The following is an 18,876-nucleotide window of genomic DNA, read 5'->3' as shown; positions in this document are numbered from 1 at the left end:
CGGTTCGCACCGTGGTGCGAACCGAACGGCCCCAGCCGCCGTCGTGGCCGAGCGGGCCGCGGGCTAGTACGCGCCCTGCGACCGGAGCACCGCGAAGACGGTGCGCCAAAGGATCATCGCGTCCAGCGCGAGCGACCAGTTCTCGACGTAGCGCAGGTCGATCCGGACCGACTCCTCCCAGGACAGGTCGGAGCGGCCGCTGACCTGCCAGAGGCCGGTCAGCCCGGGTTTGACGACGAGCCGGCGGTTGACGTCGCCGGCGTACTGCTCCACCTCGCTGGGCAGCGGTGGCCGTGGGCCGACCAGCGACATCTGACCGGTCAGCACGTTGAACAGCTGCGGCAGCTCGTCCAGCGAGTACCGGCGGAGCAGCCGCCCGAGGCGGGTGACCCGGGGGTCGTCCCGGAGCTTGAACAGCACTCCGTCGTTGTCGTTGACCGGCCGCAGCTCCGGCAGCCGCTGCTCCGCGTCCAGGTACATCGAGCGGAACTTCAGCACCGTGAACGCGGCGCCGTTCTTGCCGATCCGGGTCTGCCGGAACAGCGCGGGACCCGGGCTGGACAGCCGGATCGCCAGGCCGATGACCAGCAGCACGGGCAGCAGGAACAGCAGCGCCAGGGCGGCGCTGAGCCGGTCGAAGAGCTCCTTGGCCAGCCGCCTGCCGCCGGACAGCCGCGGATGGTCGACGTGCACCAGCGGCAGCCCGTCGACCGGGCGGATCGTGGTGCGCGGCCCGGCCACGTCGATCAGCGCCGGGGCGACCACCAGGTCCACGTCGCTGGCCTCCAACTGCCAGGCCAGGCGGCGTAGCTCGGTGCCGTCCAGCTCGGGGCAGGACAGCACGGCGACGGTGTCCGCGCCGGTCGCCTCGACGGCCTCGACGACGTCGTCGAACCGGCCGTACACCGGAACGTCGAGGTCCTCCACCTGTGTGCGGAACGGCCGGTGCGGGGGCAGGCAGGCGCCGACCACGCGCATGCCGTGGTAGCGGTGCCGGTGCAACTCCCTGGCCATCACGGCGATCGACCGCTCGTAGCCGACGGCGATCACCCGCTGCATGAACCGGGCGGACTTCACCCGCCGGCGGTGCACCCACTTGCGCAGCAGGTAGCGGCAGAGCAGGTCGAGGAGCAACGCCCCGGGCAGTGCCAGGGCGACGTAGCCGCGGGCCACCTCGAGGGCGGCGGCGTAGGAGACCACCGCCACGCCCGCGGTCAGCGCGACGCCGGCGAGGAAGGTGCGTTGGTACTCCTCGGCGCCCAGGAACAGGAAGCGCACGTCGTAGGCCCGGCTGACGGCCAGCGCCCCGACCCACAGCAGTGGGAAGACGGCGCTGAACACGAGGTAGCCGTCGCCGGCGGGCGAGGTGCCGAAGCGGGCCCCGGCCGCCGCCGACGCGGCCACCAGGGCGACCAGGGCGTCGACCAGGACCAGGGTCCCGACGTAGCGCCCCTCCCAGCGGTTCGATCTGGGCTGGCCGCCCGGTGGACGGCGGTACGGACGACTGGTGCGGAACGGGTCCGGCTGGGTGAGTTCAAGCGTGGGCAGCGACATCGCAACACCCCCGCTTACGGTTCGGCTGCGTGCCGGACGGAACGGCCCGGCGCGATGCGGGCATGGTGAACGGTTGACTGGCACCCGGCCGCTGGCGGCGACGGCGGGTGCCGATTGGTGACAGCGTCATGGCGAATCACATTTCTCGTGGTGTTAGAGGTGTGGGGGACGGCGACGACGGAGTCGCCGATCCTCTGTGACGAGAGGTGACGCGTTATGAGAGAAACCGTCAGCACGGTCCTCAGAGGGCGTCTGCTGCAGGACGGGGTCTGCCGCGGGTGAAGTTACGCGGATGAAGTATCAAACCCCCAATTCACAGCGTCGGTCAGCAGCAGCGGCGATCAGTACAGCAATGCTGCGAGATACATGTCAACAGGTACCTGTGGCCTCCTTGTGGACCATGCGTGAATAGACTCGAACGCTCGTGCCGGGCGTCGAGGCGGCCAGCGGCCTCCTCGACGCCCGGCACGCTGCGCACACTGCCGCGCCCCGGGTGGGGATGGTGTGGGGGGAACGGGCACGGCAGTTCCGCGAGACGGTGGCGTTAACGGCTCAGCGGTCCAGGGTCACGTAGTCGTGGCGACCCGCGTCGGCGAATGCTTCCAGCACGTCCGGGCGGGTGGAGACTCTGGTGTCGCAGTGCTTGTACGTGTTGAACTGGGCGACTGCCTTGATGTTCGGGTACTTCTCCAACGCCGGCACCAGGTTGCGGTACCACTCCGCCTGCGCCCACTCGTTCTCCGGATCGGCGACGGTGCCGTACTCCCCGAGCATGATCGGCTTGTGGTCGAAGCCGTTGCGCTGGAGCCAGTTGTACCAGGTGCCGAACGCCTCGCCGGGCGAGCGCCATTCGTTGTCCCGGCAGACGTAGTAGTTGAACGGGTCGTATCCGATCCAGTCCACGTAATCGTCACCGGGGTAGAAGTTCGGGGTGGTCTCCTCATGACCCGTCCACCCCACGTGGAGCCACGTCCACACGACGTTGTCGACGCCCATCTGTTCGAAGACATCGTAGATGTGGCGCCAGGCCTGCACGTAGTCCCAGCCGTCGCCCTGGCCGGGGCGACGGTTGCCCTCGGCCTCGTGGTCGAACGCCAGGAAGACGGGCTTGCCCCAGTCCTTGAGACGCTGTGCCACCGGGCGGATGACGGACTCGTCGTACGCCCCGCTGTCCACCTCGTCCCAGGAGACCCGCTCGTCGGTGCCGTGAATGCGGGTGGTCCAGTTGATGAGCAGCATGCGCTCGTCGTCCGCACCCAGCTGTTGCTCCCACTGGTCCGGGAACCTGCCCTGGGAACCCTGGTTGGAGAAGTCGTGATAGCGGTGCACGAAGTCGAACTGCCTGCCGATGTCGGACTCGAGGTCCAACACGGAGGTGTAGGGATTCCTGCCCTCGGCGGTCTCGGTGTAAATGCCCCACAACACGCCGCACTCGGGAACGTAGATCTCGTTGAGTGGGCAGTCGGGCTGCTGCGGGGCGGCGCCGGCGGTGGATGAGCCGCTGACCGTCAACGGGCTGAGGACGGCGGCACAGATCGCCGAGGCGACGAGAGTCCACCTGCGGCGACGCCCGGGAAGAGCGATATGTCGCCACCGGGAGCGGGGTGCGCGGGCTGCTGGTGTTCTGTCCTTCATTGACGCCCCTAACTCATCGGACTGACCTTTCTTTTTGCGCGCGCGGAGTACTCCGACCGCGCGAACCAGCCCCTGGGGCGGCGGTGCACACGAAACCGACGCCCCTCCCCATTTCGTGACGTCCACGGGAACCCCGGTGAACGGCACGGCCTCCGAGTATGGTGATCGCCAAGCGCCCCGTCCAGTGCGGCCCGGACATCATTCAACGGGCCTCCACACTATTTCGGCGGCATGACCGTCATGTGTAACGAATGTTGGCGAGTAGCGGTTCGGCGCGCGGCGTCACGTCGGGATGTCTCTCCTCCTCGCGGAGCGCGATCGCGCCCGCCGTCATCGCGATGACGAGTCCGGAGTCCATCAGGCCGTAGTAGAACATCATGACCGTCGTCATCACGACGACGACGTGCATCCACAACGCCAGCGTGCTGGGCGCCCGCAGGGTGCGCCAGGAGAGCCAGACGAACCAGCCGAGGAACAGCGCGGCGCCGAGGAAACCGTGCGAGAAGAGCACGTTCCAGAACTGGCCCTGGGTGCCGACCGCCGGCACGCCCTCGCCCAGGATCGAGGGCCGCGGCGCCCCGTATCCGAAGAGCGGCGAGTCCAGCGTCCGCTCGTACGCCTCCTGGTACACGGCGAGCCGGGTCTCGTTGGTCTGGCTGTTGCCGACCCGGGCCGAGACCCGGTCCCGCACGCCCACCGCGAGGCTGATGCCGAGCGCCACCGTGACCAGCCCGCCGAGCCCCAGCAGGCCCTTGGCGTTGCCGCGCAGCGCCATCCGCAGCGCCGCATAGGCCAGGCCGAGGCCCAGCGCGATGAACATGCCGCGGTTGACCGTGAGGTAGGCCGGCACCAGCGAGAGCGGCAACAGCCCGAGCACGACCCAGAACAGCGGGCCGCGGCGCAGGTAGCCGAGCGCGACCAGCACGAACGGCACGAGTTCGGCGTAGTTGTGGCCCCAGCCGTTGGTGTAGGCGAACGGCGCGGACGGGCGAGGCTCGTTCTGGTAGAAGCCGTCGGGATCGCCCTGCGCGAAGCGCGGCGTCACCATGTGCGAGACCAGCTCGTTGGCGCGCAGGCCCTCCGGCACCAGTTGGGCCATCGGCGTCGAGATCGAGCCGTGCGGGAAGAAGACCCCCAGGTAGCCGCCGGCGACCACGGCCACCCAGTAGGCGGTCAGCACCAGGGCGACCCGGCGGGCCGGCAGATCGCGCTCGGTGCCGTTGTAGACGTAGAGGAAGATCACCGTCGCGGCGAGGTAGATCAGCGCGCGGTAGAAGAAGCCGATCATCCGGCCGCCGGTGTCGATCTCCACCACCGAGACGAACATCCACACCAGGAAGAGCAGCCACAGCCCGAAGCCCTTCGGCGCCCGCAGCTCGCCGTGCCGCAGCAGCAGCACCAGCATCGGCACGGCGAACAGCGGCCAGATCATGTCGCCGAGGCCCAGCAGCCACCACAGCGGGAAGACCACGAAGAGCGCGTACATCGGCCAGCGCGGCAGCGGCCGCGCCTCGGCCCGGGTGGTGGTCAGGAGGGTCGGCGGCGCAAGGCGTTCGAGCACGGACCCGACGCGCGCGGGCATCAGATCCCTCGGCCGGAGCGGTGCGCCATCTTCACGATTGTGTCGATCTTCACCAGCCTGGTGCTGGCCAGCAGGGCGGCGTACGCCCGCTGTTCGCGCCAGTTGTGCCGGCACGCGCGGAACGCCCAGCGCCTGGCCTGGCGCATCTCGCCCAGGCCCGCGTGGGCGAAGGCGAGCTGCGCCTCGATGCGGGCGATGCCGACCGGTTCGGTCGCGAAGTCCGGATGCTTCTCCAGCAGGTAGTGCAGCGCGGAGATGATCATCTTCCACCGGTCGAAGAAGTACGACCGGGCGCTCCAGAGCACCCTGACCAGCGGCTCGTGCACCGCGTGGATATGGCCGACGTCGACCGCGCGCAGCAGGAACTCGTAGTCCTCACCGTACCCGCCGGGAATCTCCTCATCGACCAGGCCGATCCGGTCCAGCAGCACCTGGCGGCGGATCAGCACGGTGCTCGGATGCACCTCCATGATCCGGTCGCGCAGGAAGTCGGGGCGGGCGAGCGCCCGGTCGGGCGCCAGTCGGGGGATCTCCCGGTCGCCGTAGGAGACGACGATGCCGGTCGAGACCAGCGGCGCCTCCGGGTGCCGGTCCATCAGCTCCACCTGGGCGCCGAGCTTTCCCGGCAGCCATTCGTCGTCGTCGTCGCAGAAAGCGACCAGATCGCCGTTCGCGACGAGGATCCCGGTGTTGCGCCCGCCGGCCAGGCCCGGGGTGCGCTCGTTGCGTATGTGGCGCAGCGCGCGGTTCTCGCCGGGCTCCACGTCCACGGGTACCGGATCGCTCTGGTCGAACACGACGATGCACTCGACGAAGCCCTCGTACCGTTGCCCGAGGATGGCGGCGACGGCGCGGCGCAACAGTTCGGGCCGGTCCCGGGTGGCCACCACCACGCTCACCGACGGTGACGGTCTGCCGGGGTCCGGAATCGGTGTCGCCTGCCGCTTCGCCGTCGTCTTTGCTGCGGCGCTCTCACTCATGGTGTGACCTCATCGGTTAGCGGGCCGCTTGCCGGGGGCCGAGATTAGCATTCGCGCTCTCGGCCGGGTCGTCCGATTGCGCCGTGCGCTGTTCATGCGATGTTTATACGTTCACGGAATCGCCTCAGGGTCGCCAAGGGCGCCGTTGTATGGTCGTTCAGGTCGTCCCCCGCTGAGCCGGGGTGTCCTGCTCGCCCTGGAATCCCCCACAAAGCCCCCCACAAACCAAAGGTTCTCATGACTGGCACAACGGGCACATCCGACGGGCAGTCCGTAGCGGTGCGGCAGTATTTCGAGGTGCCCAGGCGCCGGTGGCGAATCGTTCTCGTCGTCGCGTTGATCGGTGTCGCGGCGGTCGTCGGGTACGCGCAACTCGCGTCCGACAGGTACGAGGCTTCCACGATCGTTCGCGTGAACCCGATAGGCACCGATCCGTTCACGAGCGGGAGAACTGCCGACCAACTGGTCAATACGGATTCCGAGGCGCAACTGGCCAAGTCGTCGGAGGTCGCCGAGGCCGCCGCGGAACTGCTCTCGCCGGCGGGCGATCCGGAGACGATGCGCGCGGGCCTCACCGTGACCGCGGCGAGCGACACCGCCAGCCTCACCCTCAGCTACGCCGGTAACTCCCGGCAGGACGCGGTGGACGGCGCCAACGCCTTCGCCCAGGCGTACCTGGAGCACCGGGAGGCGGAGGCGCGGGACCAGCAGCGGCAGATGCTGGACAACGTCGAGGAGTCGCTCGGCGAGGCCAGGGACGACCTGATCGCCGCCGAGGAGGCGCTGGCCGCCGCGGAGGCCGGCACGCGCGAGGCCCAGGAGGCGGATGCCGACCGGCAGATCGCCGACCGGAGCATCCAGAGCCTGTCCACCCGGCGCGGCGACCTGCAGAGCCTGGTCTTCGAACCGGGCACCGTGCTGCGCGAGGCCGAGCAGGCGGCGCCGGCCTCGTTCGCCGGCGGCCCGACGTTCCTGGTGGGCGGCGCGCTGGCGGCGCTGGTGCTGGCGTTGCTCGCCGCGTTCGCCCGCGACGGGCTCGACCGGCGGGTGCGCTCGGGCCACGACGTGAGCCGGGCGGTACGGGCGCCGTTGCTGGCCGAGATCCCCGGCGGGCCCGGCGCGCCGCTGCTGGAGGACCCCGACGGGGACGCCGCCGAGTCCTACCGGGTGTTGCGCGCCCACCTGATGCCGGCGCTCCGGCGCGCCGACATCCGCGTGCTGTTGGTCGCCGACCTGACCCAGGGCCGCGCGGGCACCGCGGGTGCGGCGCTCGCCGTCGCCATCGCGCAGGCGCACAGTGGCGTGGCGTTGCTGACCCCCGGCTGGTCGAACCCGGGCGCGGCCGGGCTCGCGGCGCTCGGCGAGGGCGGCGGCATCTCGTCGCTGATGCCCGGGGCGGTGCCCGGGATGACGAGCCCGGCGGACACCCTGCGTTCCACCGCGGTCCCGGGGCTGCGCGCGGCCTACGGCGGCGACGTGCGGTCGCTGCTGGGCAGCGGCCACTTCGACGCGCTGGTCGCCGAACTCACCACCACGGACGGGTACGTGGTGCTGGACGCCTCGGGACAGCTGAGCCGGTCCGAGACGCTGGCGATGGCCGGCGCGGCGGGCGCGGCGGTGGTGGTCGGGCAGCGGGGGCGGACCCTGGCGCCCGATCTGTCCGCGCTGGCCACCGACCTGGAGCGGCTCGGCACGCCGGTGGCCGGCTGCGGCATCGTCACCACGGCCCGCCGCGGCGGGCGCGCCCGCGCCACCCGGCACGACGCGGCGGCGGCGCCCGCGGCCCAGAAGCACCGCCGCCCCGAGAGCAGCCTCCGCTGAACCCGCGCGGGCCGCACGGGATCAGCGATCGCCGCTCAGCCGGTCGGGCTCAGCTCGCTGGATGGCTCAGGTCCACTGGATGGACGAGGTCTCGTCGTTCATGGACTCGCCGATGTTGGCGACCTCAGGCCCCCGGTAGCCGGTGTTGCTGCCGAGCCAGTTGTCGTGCTGCCAGTGGTTGGCGAGGCAGCCGGCGTAGCTGCGGAACGAGGTGATCCGGTCGTTCCACCACGGGAAGCCCTGCCCGGGTGGGGGATTGAGATGCCCCACCCGGGCGACCGAGAACTCGGCCACGGGGAGGACGTTGGAGCACGTGCCGTCGCCCCACACGTCCGCGCTGGCGCCGCCGTAGTTCTCGTGCTCGTACTCGGTGGCGATGAGCGCGTAGTTCGCTCGTTCGTCGTCGGTGGCGAAGAGCGTTCCCTGCGCGGTCCGCAACCGTCCGGTCAGCGCGGCGTCGGCGAGCGCCGCGTCCCGGTCGCGCGGCGCGTCGGTGACCGCTCCCTCCGTCAGCCAGCGCACCTCCGCCCGGAAGTCGCTGAAGCACCCGGACCGCACCGGGATCGGGTTCCCCCGCTCCAGGACGATCGCGCAGTGGTCCCGATCCTCCGGGACCGGCGCCGCCTCGGCGGATCCGGCGGTGCCGACCAGGACGCCCGCCGTGGCCGCGGCGAGCGCTAACAGGGTCCTCAGGCGTCTGAACAAGACGGTCTCCTCGTGGGTCGCTGATGCGGCGCGGACCGCTCGTCCACACCGGCTTCGCAATTCTGGAGGTGATGTGCCCGTTCTGTCACCAACGCCTCGGGTGGCGCCGGGGGTTCGGGTCAGCCGCTCAGCGACCGGCGCGGTCCGTGGCCGGGGGCGCGGCGTCCGGGCGAGGGCCGGAGCGGGCGCCGCGCCGCCGGAGGATGTCCAGCAGGGCGGCGAGCCCGAGCGCGTCGCGGCACAGCCACAGCGCCGCCGCGTAGACCACGCCGGTGATCGCCAGATAGCTCAGGAACGCCCCCAGTGTGGCGCCCGCCGTGAGCCGGAGCGCGAGGCCCACACCGCCGTAGACCAGCGCGGCGAGCACGGCCGCCAGCACGAACCCCCTGCCGTGGCCGCGCAGCCCGAGCAGCACCCGCACCTGGTACATGCCCATCGTCCGCTCGACCAGGATGCTCGCCGACCAGGCCACGGCGGCGCCCACGATGCCGTGCGCGGGCACCAGGAGGAGGTTCAGCACGATGTTCGCGGCCAGGGCCGCGACGGTGTTGGCGGCGTTCCACCGGCTGCGTCCTGCCATCAGCAGCACGGTGTTGACGTTCCCGGTGGCCAGGCTGAAGAGCATCGACAGCGACAGGATGGTCAACGCGTCGGCGCCGCTGGTGAAGTCCTGGCCGAACAGCCGCAGCACCTGGGGTCCGAACGTGGCCAGCACCAGGTAGAGCGGCCAGGAGGAGGCGACGATCCACTGGGTGGTGATCCGGTAGAGATCCTCCGCGCGGCGCCGTTCGCCGACCGCGAGCGCCGCGCCCAGCTGCGGCTGGATGCCCAGCCGCATCGCCTGCATCACCAGCGTGCCCGTCGTCACGAAGCGGCTCACCGCCGCGTACACGCCGGCCTCGTGGGCGGACCGCAGGGCGCCGACGATGATGACGTCGAACCAGACGATCGACTGGGTGAACGCCTGGGCGAAGCCCCGCCCCGAGGCGTACGCCCAGAACTCCCTGGCTATCTCGCGCAGCGGGCGCGGCGGTTCGGACTCCGGCAGCAGCCGGCGTTCGGTGCGTCGCAGCTGCCGCCACAGCGCTGCCGCCGCCAGCGGGCCGCTGATCAACAGCGGCACCGCCCAGGCCAGCGGCACCGCGAGCCCGTGCAGGCCGAACGCCAGCACCAGCCCGACGGCGAGCACCCGGCCGATCGGCAGCAGCAGTTGCTGGAGCAGCACGTAGGTGCGCAGGCCGCCGAAGCCGCGGGTGGCCTGCACGGAGATCAGCCCGAGGATCGCGACCACGAGGAACGGCGCGAGCAGGGCCAGGTAGTCCGCGCCCTGCTCGCGGTGCGCCTCGTCCACCAGCAGCGCGGACAGCCGCGGCGCGGAGAGGTAGACGGTCAGCGCGATCGCGCTCGCCGCCAGCGTGGTCGGGCCGTAGGCGACGAGCAGGGCACGGCGCAGGTCGGCCACCCGGCGCAACGCCCGACTGCGGGTGGCCGTGTAGAGCAGTCCCGTGTCGGCGCCCGCGGTGCCGACGGCCGAGAGGATCGTGAAGACCGCGAAGCACTGGAAGAAGACCCCGGCGCCGGCGGAGCCGAGGCCCCGGGTGACGACGACGGTGAGGCCGAACCCGCCCACGGCCGCGACCGCGGCGCCGAAGAGCCCGAGCGCGCCGCTCCTGGCGGCCCCGGACAGGTCCGACCTGCTGGCCCCCGCCTCTGGCTCGTTGGTTACTCCGGATGCGGTCGTCACGGCGTGGTGTTCTTTCGACGGAATTCGGGTGAACGCCGGGCAGTCTAGTGTCCGCTTATGTGACTTAGGGCGGTCATAGAGGTCGGGGGTGGTGGACGTGTTGTGTGTTTAGGCTAGTTAATATTGTGTGCCTACACGCGGCACTCCTAGGCTCCGCGACCATGGATCGCGTCCGTGTGCTCTACATCGGGGGACTGGGCCGCAGCGGCAGCACGATTCTCTCTCGTGCGCTGGGCGAGCTTCCGGGTTTCTGTCATGTGGGTGAAGTCGTCTTCCTCTGGACCCGCGGCGCGGCCGAGAACCACCTGTGCGGCTGCGGCGCCCGCTTCCTGGACTGCCCGTTCTGGAGCGAGGTCGGCGAGCGCGCGTTCGGCGGCTGGGCCGCGGCCGACCCGGCCGGGGTGGCCGCGCTGCAACACGAGGTGGACCGGACCCGCTACCTGCCCAAACTGCTGCGTGGCCGGCCCTCCGGCGCCTACGCCGCCCGGTTGACCGAGCTCACCGAGGTGTTGGGACGACTCTACGCGGCGATCCGCGAGGTGAGCGGCGCCTCCGTGGTCATCGACTCGTCGAAGCACGTCAGTTACGCCGCGGTGCTGCGGCGGACCGGCGGCGTCGACCTGCGCCTGCTGCACGTCATGCGGGACAGTCGGGGCGTCGCGCACTCATGGGCGAAAAAGGTCAAGCGGCCGGAGATCACCGACGAAGACGCCTATATGGCGAGGATTCCGATTCCCCGTCTGGCGGCCCGATGGTCCACCTACAACGGCTTGTTCGACGTGCTTCGACTGTTCCACCGCGGCGGGGAACGGCTCCGCTACGAGGGCTTCGTGGCCGATCCGGCCGGCGCCCTGCGGCGTATCTCCGCGCTCACCGACCACGAATTGGGACCACAGGATCTGGATTTCGTGCAGGAGTCCGGACTGCGACTGTCCGTGGAACACAGTGTGTCCGGCAATCCCATGCGTTTCTCCGACGGAACCGTGCCGTTGCGCGTCGACGACGCCTGGCGGTCGGCGATGCGGCCGAGGGACAAGGCCGTCGTCACCGCGCTGACCGTGCCCGGCATGCTGCGCTACGGCTACCGACTAGGCGGAAGGCCAACCGATGGCTAGGGAATCGCTCGACCAGCGACCACTGCGGGTGCTGATGGTGTGCTCCTCCGGGGGACACCTCGCCCAGCTCCACCGGCTGGCGCCCTGGTGGCGGGACCACGACCGCAGATGGGTGACGTTCGACAGCGCCGACGCCCGCTCGCTGCTCGCCGGCGAGGAGGTCACCTGGGCCTACCAGCCGACCACCCGGAACATCCCCAACCTGCTGCGCAACCTCTGGCTGGCCTGGCGGCTGATCCCGCGGTACGCGCCCGATCTGGTGGTCAGTTCCGGCGCGGGCGTCGCCGTGCCGTTCTTCTGGGTGGCCAGGCTGCGCGGCATCCGCACCACCTATCTGGAGGTCTTCGACCGCATCGACAGCCGCACCGTGACCGGACGGCTGTGCCAGCCGGTGACCGACCTGTTCCTGGTGCAGTGGGAGGACCAACGCCGCCTGTACGACGACTCCGTCGTGGTCGGGAAGGTGCTCTGAGATGCCCACCGAGACGCGGAACGCCCCGCTGGTGCTGGTGACCGTCGGCACCGACCACCACCCGTTCACCCGGCCGATGGGCTGGATCGAGCGCTGGGCGGACACCGGAACCCCGGTGCGCTGGCTGGTACAGCACGGCCACACGCCCGAGCCGTCGGCGCCCGGCCTCCGGGCCGCGCCGCTGATGCCGCACGAGGAGCTCCAGGCCGCGCTGCGCGAGGCCGCGGTGGTGGTCTGCCAGGGCGGACCCGGTTCCATCATGGACGCGCGCGGCGTCGGCAAGATGCCCATCGTCGTGCCGCGCCGTTCGGACCTCGGCGAGCATGTCGACGACCACCAGGTGCGGTTCAGCCGGCGCCTCGGCGAGGCGGGCCTGGTGCGGCTGGCCGAGACCGAGGACGCGTTCCGCAGCCTGGTCTCCGCCGCGCTGCTCCGGCCCGAGCGCTTCGTGGCCGAGCCGCAGGTGAGCGATCTGCCGGGCACCGTGCGGCGGTTCGGCTCGCTGGTCGAGGAGCTGATGACCCGGCCGACCCGGCGCGCCCTGCTCCCGCTGCGCCGCCGCGGCCGGCCCTAGCCGCCCAACCGTCACCGTCCGGCCGTCACCGTCCGGCCGTCACCGTCCGGCCGTCACCGGCGCCGCAGGTCAGCCGTAGAAGCGGTCCCGGGTCTCCCGGGTCAGCTCGGTGACCCGGTCGATCTCCTCCCCGCTGAGCCGCTCCTTGTACGTCTCCAGCGAGGTCTGGCTGTCCATCGGCTGGAACGCGGTGCGCGACAGGCCGCCGCGCAGGCTCCACGACATCGCCCGGGTCGGCGCGGTGCCGGCCTGGGTCGCGGAGCGCACCGCGCTCCGGGCGGCGTCGTCCCAGGTCAGTCCGCACGTCCGGTAGAGCTCGCCGAAGGCGCGCTCGGGATCGCCCGCCAGGTCCTCGTAGCGGACCACGTGCAGCGATCCCGGGCCGCCGTCGGCGTCCGCGTCGGACGCCCGGCGCATCGCGTCCACCGCCTCGTAGGTCACCCGCCACAGCGTGGCGTTCTTCGCCAGCTCGTCCTGGCTGCCCACCAGTCGGCGCAGCTCCTCGGCGTGTTCGCCGAGCACGTCGCGCACCAGCAGCGGCTGTTCCAGCAGTTCGTGGAAGTACGTGGTCCAGCCCAGCTTGCGCCAGCTGCCCGCCCAGCTCACCGGCTCCCGCACCAGCACCACGGTCACCGCGCCCAGCCGCCGCGCGAACCAGGCGGCCGAGAGCACGGCGTAGGGATCGTCCAGCAGCGCCCGCCGGCCGCGCAGGCGGCCGGCGGTGAACGCCCTGAGGTTCTTCGCCAGCCGCGCCAGGTCGGGCAGCGACCGGTTGGCCCGCAGCTCGGCGAGCGTGTGATAGCGCAGCCCGGTGGTGTCCCGGTACGCGCCGAGCCACGGGGCCTCGTTGTCGGCGCAGATGTACTGGAAGGCGTGGCTCACCGAGGCGTTGAGCACGCCGGGGGAGCGGCCCGGCGGACGGCTCGGATTGAGCGGCTCGTTGACGTACACCACCTCACCACTGGCCTGCAGCATCTTGCCGACCCAACTGGTGCCGCTGCGCGGCAGACCCGTGATGAGTATCGGTGGGTTCGTCACTGGCTTACGACGCCTCCTCGGGCCACCTCGGCCGTCTCGACCTTCCGTGCCTCGACCCGCGCACGGGCGGGCAGGCCGTTCAGCTTACGCGCCCACATCCAGGCGAGCGGGCCCAGGACCACGGAGAGGGTGACGATGATGCCGGTGGCCAGCACCGGAACTCCCAGCATCTGCAGGCCCGAGGCGACGAGCACCACGATCAGCACCCGGCGCACCAGGCCGCCCGACACCGAGGAGGAGAACCTGGCCCCCAGGTAGACGCCCGGTATGGAGCCGATCAGCAGGGTGGCGGTCATGCCGAACTCGAAGTCGCCGAAGATCATGTGGGCGATCGCGGCGGAGAAGACCAGCGGCACCGCCTGGGCCAGGTCGGTGCCCACCAGCGAACTCGCGCTCAGCATCGGGTAGAGGGCCAGCAGCGCGATGATCATCAGGGATCCCGAGCCGACCGACGTCATGCCCACCACGATGCCGCCGATGACGCCGATCACCACCGTCGGGACCGGCTTGATCCGGATGGACAGCGCGTCCTGGTCGCTCACCTGCTTGCCCTGCACCCGCTCGCGCATCTGCAGATAGGCCTTGGCGACCAGCGACCCGGCGGCCAGCAGCAGCGCGGCGCCGAGGGCGGTCTTGATGACGTGCTCGATGTCGTCCCCCGAGCCGAGCCATCTCGCCAGCAGCACGCCGCCGAACGCGGCCGGCACCGACCCGACCATCAGCCAGCCGACCAGCCGTTTGTTCACCGTGCCCCGGCGCATGTGCACGCCGGCGCCCACGGGCTTCATGACGGCCGAGGCGACCAGGTCGTTGGACACCGCGGCAAGGGGGGAAACTCCGAAGAAGAGCACCAGAATCGGGGTCATCAACGCCCCGCCGCCCATTCCGGTCATTCCCACCACCGTGCCGACGAAGAGACCGGTCAGCGCCATCCACCAGTTCACGGCATCGCCTCCAGGGGACCCTGTCGTCGCCGAGTCGAGGGATAACCGCCGGCACGGTGCGCGAAACTCCGTGACTCAGGGCGTCACGATTCCCACGCACCGTGCCACGATCCACGTGGCGGCTCCATGCGACACATAGGATTCTCACGGTCGGGCCATGGGTGGCCCGGCCCGAGTACGCGCCGATGGTTTCCCGTTCAACTCGCAATACTGTCGTAAAACCCTAGCAATCCTATCGGGAAGATCTAAAGGGCGCCTCGGGTCTGTGTGGCCGCCGTCACCAAGGCCCGCAGGGCCGGTTCCAGCTCCGCGTAGCCGCGGGTTTTCAGACCGCAGTCGGGGTTCACCCAGAGTCGCTCCGGCGGCACCGAGCGGACCGCCTCGGCGAGCGCCTCGGCGACCTCCTCTGCGCTCGGCACCCGCGGCGAGTGGATGTCGTAGACGCCCGGACCGACGCCGCGGCCGAAGCCCGCGTTCCGCAGGTCGCGCAGCACCGTCATCCGGGACCTGGCGGCCTCGATGGTGGTGACATCGGCGTCCAGCCCGTCGATGGCGTCGATGACGTCCCCGAACTCCGAGTAGCAGAGATGGGTGTGCAACTGCGTCGTGGCCGACGCCCCGGAGGTGGCGAGACGGAACGCTCCGATAGCCCATTCGAGGTACCCCGGCCGGTCCGCGGCCCGGAGCGGCAGCAACTCGCGCAGCGCCGGCTCGTCCACCTGCACGATCCGCAGGCCCGCGGCCTCCAGATCGCGGATCTCATCCCGCAGCGCCAGCGCCAGCTGGTCGGCCGTGGCCGCCAGCGGCTGGTCGTCGCGGACGAACGACCAGGCCAGCAGGGTCACCGGGCCGGTCAGCATGCCCTTGACCGGCCGGCTGGTCAGTGACTGGGCGTAGGCGCTCCACTCCACGGTCATCGGTTCCGTCCGGGAGACGTCCCCGTGCAGGACGGGCGGGCGCACGCAGCGCGAGCCGTAGGACTGCACCCAGCCGTGCGCGGTGGTGGCGAAGCCGTCGAGCCGCTCCGCGAAGTACTGCACCATGTCGTTGCGCTCCGGTTCGCCGTGCACCAGCACGTCCAGGCCGAGGCGCTCCTGCAGGGCGATCACCCGGGCGATCTCGGCCCGCATCCGCTCGTTGTAGCCGGCCTGGTCCAGCCGGCCGGCGCGCAGCGCGCTCCTGGCCCGGCGGACGTCCGCGGTCTGCGGGAACGAGCCGATGGTGGTGGTGGGCAGCGGCGGCAGCCCGAGCCCGGCCCGCTGGACCCTGGCCCGTTCCCGGTACGGGGCCCGTTCGTGGGGCCGGCCGCGCAGCGCGGCGACCCGGGCCCGCACCCGGTCGTCCCGACGCGCGGCGGCCCGGCCCCGGCGCACCGCCTCGCCCGCCTCGGCGAGGCCCCGGGTGACGGCCGGCTCCTCGACCCGCAGCGCCCGCCCGAGCAGCACCACCTCCGCCACCTTCTGCCGCGCGAAGGCCAGCCGGTCGCGCAGCCCGGGGTCCAGCCCGGGCTCGGCGGCCAGGTCGTAGGGCACGTGCAGCAGCGAGCACGAGGTGGACACCGCGAGTCGCCCGACCGAACCCAGCAGCCCGGCGCAGGTCGCCGCCGCGGCGCGCAGGTCCGTGCGCCACACGTTGCGCCCGTCCACCACGCCGGCCACCACCGTCTTGTCCCGCAGCCCCGGCAGGGTGGCCAGCCGGCCGGCCGCCGCGGGGCCCGCCACCAGGTCGACGCCGACCGCCTCGACGGCGGTGCCGGCCAGCACCGGCAGCGCGGGGCCCAGATCGCCGAAGTAGCCGGCGACCAGCATCCGCGGCCGGCGGCGCGGCGCCGCCAGCCGGTCGTACGCCCGGCGCAGCGCCGCGAGCTCCGCCTCCGTGCGGTCCGCGGCGAACGCCGGCTCGTCCAGCTGCACCCAGTCCGCCCCGGCGTCGGCCAGCCGCTCCAACAGCTCCGCGTAGCAGGCCAGGAGCGGCTCCAGCAGGTCCAGCGGAACGAACCCGTCCGGCGCGTCCGGGGCCGGCTTCGCCAGCAGCAGGAACGTCACCGGGCCCAGCAGCACCGGCCGGGTCGGCACCCCGAGCGCCGCCGCCTCCCGGTACTCGGCGACCGGTTCGGGGTCGTCGGCGAGCGCCAGCCGGGTGTCCGGCGCCAGTTCCGGCACCAGGTAGTGGTAGTTGGTGTCGAACCACTTGGTGAGCTCCAGCGGGGCCACGTCGTCCCGGCCCCGCGCCATGGCGAAGTAGGTGTCGAGCGGCGGGAGGCCGAGCGCGCGGAACCGCGGCGGCACCGCGTCGACCAGCACGGCGGCGTCCAACACCTGGTCGTAGTGGGAGAAGGTGTTGCCCGGCACGGAGTCCAGGCCGGCGTCGGCCAACTCCCGCCAGGTCGCCGCCCGCAGCGCGCGGCCGACCTCCAACAGGCCCGCGGTGTCCAGCCGGCCGGCCCAGTGGTCCTCGACCGCGCGCTTCAGCTCCCGGCGCGGGCCGATCCGCGGATAGCCCAGCACCGTCGCGCCGATCTCGTCAGCACGACGGGCATCGTGGGTGCGGTGGGTGCGGTGGGTGGTGTCGTCGATCACAGCTCTCTCCTCGCGAGCTCGCTGACCTCGGTCGGAACCACGAGGACAGCACGCGAGAACGGCGCCGCGCCGGAACCGGCACGAACGCGTCCCACGAGCCCACCCGCGAGGCCCAGGACCAGCGCGCACCGGCGGTGCGCGCGCCGGCGGCAGGTCTTCGGACTCGCGGGCACCCGCCGGCTCCCGAAGGAGCCGCCGGACCTACTGGCCGTCGCTTCCCGGGCGCGGCGCGCCCAGTGCCTGATGACGGCGGTCGTTCCCACTCACCGCTGCGGGGCAGTCCCGGATTCGCACCGGGTTCCCTCTTGCCTCGCCGGACTCCGCGGAGCCCGACGAACCGTCGGCGTCCCCGACCCTATGCCCTCCTCCGCGGCGCCGGGCCTGGGGGAGGGGCGTCCGGCTCTTCGCCGTGCGTTCGCCGGGCGTTCCGCCGCGCGGCATCCGACGTCGTCGCGGGCGGACCATGCTGCGGCGGATCAGCGCGTCGCACCACGGGAGGTACCTCATGACCGAGTCGAGTTCCGGACGGGACGTCGGATCCCACCACCGGCGGCCGGTCGGCCGCCGGACGGTGCTGCGGGGCGGGGCGCTCGCCTCGGCCGCGCTGGCCCTGCCCACCCTGCCCGCGCTGGCCGGCGCCGCGCCCGCGCAGGCCCGCTCCGGGCGCCCCGAGGCCCGCTGGGGCGTGCAGGCGGGAGACGTCACGAGCTCCTCGGGCCTGGTGTGGGTGAGGTCCGACCGTCCGGCCCTGATGGTCGTCGAGACCTCGGCCACCGAGTCGTTCCGCGCGCCGCGCCGCTGGCACGGGCCGCTGCTCGGCCCCGACACGGACTTCACCGGCACCACGGCGCTGCGCGGCCTGCCGCCCGGCGAGCAGATGCACTACCGGGTGCTGCTCGCCGACCCGGACGACCCGCGGCGGAGCGGCGCGCCCGTGACCGGCACCTTCCGCACCGCGCCCGCCCGGCGCGGGGACGGCGTCCGGTTCGTGTGGTCGGGCGACCTCGCCGGACAGGGCTGGGGCATCAACACCGAACTCGGCGGCTACCGCGCGTTCGAGGAGATGCGCCGCCTCGACCCGGACTTCTTCCTGTTCAGCGGCGACACCGTCTACGCGGACGGCCCGCTGGAGCCGAGCGTCACCCTGCCGGACGGGCGGGTGTGGCGGAACGTCACCACCGAGGCCAAGTCCAAGGTGGCCGAGACGCTCGACGAGTACCGCGGCACCTTCCGGTACAACCTGCTGGACGCCAACCTGCGCCGGTTCAACGCCCAGGTGCCCTCGATCGTGCAGTGGGACGACCACGAGGTCACCAACAACTGGTACCCGGGCGAGATCCTGGACGACGAGCGCTACACCGAGCGGTCGGTGGACGTGCTGGCGGCGCGCGCCCGCCAGGCGTACGCCGAGTACTTCCCGGTGCCCACGCTGGCCCCCGACCAGAACCGCGGGCGCGACGGACGGATGCACCGGGTGGTGCGCCACGGCCCGCTGCTCGACGTCTTCGTGCTGGACATGCGCACCTACCGCAACGCCAACTCGCCGGGCCAGCAGACCGCCGACCCGCAGGGCATCCTCGGCCGCGCCCAGCTGGAGTGGCTCAAGGCCGAGCTCGCCCGCTCCCGCGCCGTGTGGAAGGTGATCGCCGCCGACATGCCGCTCGGCCTGGTGGTGCCCGACGGCGAGACGGACATCGAGGCCGTCGCCAACGGCGACCCCGGCGCGCCGCTCGGCCGGGAGCTGCAGATCGCGGAGCTGCTGCGATTCGTGAAGCACCGCCGGATCACCGGCACGGTGTGGCTCACCGCCGACGTGCACTACACCTCGGCGCAGCACTACCGGCCGGACGCGGCGGGGTTCACCGACTTCGAGCCGTTCTGGGAGTTCGTCAGCGGCCCGTTGAACGCCGGCTCCTTCCCGGCGAACGAGCTGGACCCGACGTTCGGGCCTGAGCGGGTCTTCCTCAGGGCACCCGACCGGGCCAACGTCTCGCCCGCCGAGGGCTACCAGTTCTACGGCGAGGTGGAGATCGACGGCGACGGCGGCGAGCTCACCGTCCGGCTCCGCGAGGTCGGCGGCGACGTGCTGTTCCAGCAGACCCTCCAGCCGGGCCGGGTCGGCCAGTAGCCGGC

14 protein-coding genes and 1 riboswitch are annotated in these 18,876 nt (G+C 71.9%); of the genes, 5 read left to right on the top strand and 9 right to left on the bottom strand.

Annotation, left to right across the window (positions count from 1 at the left end):
* Nucleotides 1-63 precede the first annotated feature (63 nt).
* The 4 genes from ABGB06_RS16365 to ABGB06_RS16350 all read right to left on the bottom strand — a co-directional run bounded on the left by ABGB06_RS16365 (nt 64) and on the right by ABGB06_RS16350 (nt 5,751).
* A complete protein-coding gene (locus ABGB06_RS16365) occupies nt 64-1,554 on the bottom strand; it encodes a sugar transferase (protein WP_347589824.1) in 1,491 nt (496 codons plus the stop codon).
* 552 nt (nt 1,555-2,106) lie between these two features.
* Nucleotides 2,107-3,066 carry a glycosyl hydrolase gene (locus ABGB06_RS16360; RefSeq protein WP_347589822.1) on the bottom strand — a complete coding sequence of 320 codons (960 nt, stop codon included), beginning with the start codon at nt 3,064-3,066 and terminating at the stop codon, nt 2,107-2,109.
* Between the two features lie 361 nt (nt 3,067-3,427).
* The gene (locus ABGB06_RS16355) at nt 3,428-4,771 is read right to left on the bottom strand and encodes an O-antigen ligase family protein (protein WP_347589821.1); all 1,344 of its coding nucleotides are present in this window, start codon (nt 4,769-4,771) and stop codon (nt 3,428-3,430) included.
* Nucleotides 4,771-5,751, bottom strand: coding sequence for a glycosyltransferase family 2 protein (locus tag ABGB06_RS16350; protein ID WP_347589819.1), 981 nt, complete (start codon nt 5,749-5,751; stop codon nt 4,771-4,773). Before ABGB06_RS16350 ends, ABGB06_RS16355 begins: the two co-directional genes overlap by 1 nt.
* Nucleotides 5,752-5,850: 99 nt before the next feature.
* Here ABGB06_RS16350 and ABGB06_RS16345 point away from each other — a divergent pair, with 99 nt between their 5' ends.
* Nucleotides 5,851-7,572 (top strand): Wzz/FepE/Etk N-terminal domain-containing protein, encoded by a 1,722-nt coding sequence (locus ABGB06_RS16345; protein WP_347589817.1) that lies wholly within the window; start codon nt 5,851-5,853, stop codon nt 7,570-7,572.
* 66 nt (nt 7,573-7,638) lie between these two features.
* Here the strand turns inward: ABGB06_RS16345 and ABGB06_RS16340 are convergent, their stop codons facing one another.
* Nucleotides 7,639-8,277: a hypothetical protein gene (locus tag ABGB06_RS16340; RefSeq protein ID WP_347589815.1), complete on the bottom strand. Its 639-nt coding sequence runs from the start codon at nt 8,275-8,277 to the stop codon at nt 7,639-7,641.
* Between the two features lie 127 nt (nt 8,278-8,404).
* Nucleotides 8,405-10,021: an oligosaccharide flippase family protein gene (locus ABGB06_RS16335; RefSeq protein WP_347589813.1), complete on the bottom strand. Its 1,617-nt coding sequence runs from the start codon at nt 10,019-10,021 to the stop codon at nt 8,405-8,407.
* A 161-nt stretch (nt 10,022-10,182) separates the two neighbouring features.
* On the opposite strand from ABGB06_RS16335, the gene ABGB06_RS16330 reads away from it, so the two are divergent.
* The 3 genes from ABGB06_RS16330 to ABGB06_RS16320 are packed head-to-tail and all read left to right on the top strand — an operon-like array spanning nt 10,183 to nt 12,182.
* On the top strand, nt 10,183-11,136 hold the full coding sequence (locus tag ABGB06_RS16330; RefSeq protein ID WP_347589811.1) for a hypothetical protein: 954 nt from the start codon (nt 10,183-10,185) through the stop codon (nt 11,134-11,136).
* A complete protein-coding gene (locus ABGB06_RS16325) occupies nt 11,129-11,608 on the top strand; it encodes a hypothetical protein (RefSeq protein WP_347589809.1) in 480 nt (159 codons plus the stop codon). Before ABGB06_RS16330 ends, ABGB06_RS16325 begins: the two co-directional genes overlap by 8 nt.
* Nucleotide 11,609: 1 nt before the next feature.
* Nucleotides 11,610-12,182 carry a glycosyltransferase gene (locus ABGB06_RS16320; protein WP_347589807.1) on the top strand — a complete coding sequence of 191 codons (573 nt, stop codon included), beginning with the start codon at nt 11,610-11,612 and terminating at the stop codon, nt 12,180-12,182.
* 69 nt (nt 12,183-12,251) lie between these two features.
* Here ABGB06_RS16320 and ABGB06_RS16315 read toward each other — a convergent pair whose 3' ends face one another.
* From ABGB06_RS16315 to metE, 3 genes are all read right to left on the bottom strand, one after another.
* A complete protein-coding gene (locus ABGB06_RS16315) occupies nt 12,252-13,220 on the bottom strand; it encodes a sulfotransferase (protein WP_347589805.1) in 969 nt (322 codons plus the stop codon).
* The gene (locus tag ABGB06_RS16310) at nt 13,217-14,164 is read right to left on the bottom strand and encodes a sulfite exporter TauE/SafE family protein (RefSeq protein ID WP_347589803.1); all 948 of its coding nucleotides are present in this window, start codon (nt 14,162-14,164) and stop codon (nt 13,217-13,219) included. Before ABGB06_RS16310 ends, ABGB06_RS16315 begins: the two co-directional genes overlap by 4 nt.
* A 245-nt stretch (nt 14,165-14,409) precedes the next feature.
* Nucleotides 14,410-16,683, bottom strand: a complete 2,274-nt coding sequence (metE, locus tag ABGB06_RS16305) for a 5-methyltetrahydropteroyltriglutamate--homocysteine S-methyltransferase (RefSeq protein ID WP_347589860.1) — start codon at nt 16,681-16,683, stop codon at nt 14,410-14,412.
* A 211-nt stretch (nt 16,684-16,894) separates the two neighbouring features.
* A riboswitch (cobalamin riboswitch) is annotated at nt 16,895-17,050 on the bottom strand.
* Between the two features lie 198 nt (nt 17,051-17,248).
* Here metE and ABGB06_RS16300 point away from each other — a divergent pair.
* Entirely contained in the window at nt 17,249-18,871 is a 1,623-nt protein-coding gene (locus tag ABGB06_RS16300) for an alkaline phosphatase D family protein (RefSeq protein ID WP_347589801.1), read from the top strand.
* Nucleotides 18,872-18,876: the final 5 nt, after the last annotated feature.

The sequence above is a fragment of the Streptomyces sp. B6B3 genome, from assembly GCF_039871525.1.
In the GTDB taxonomy this organism is placed as follows: Bacteria; Actinomycetota; Actinomycetes; order Streptomycetales; family Streptomycetaceae; genus Streptomyces.
Note: the sequence above shows the minus strand (reverse complement) of the source record. Positions and strands in the feature narration are given on the sequence as shown.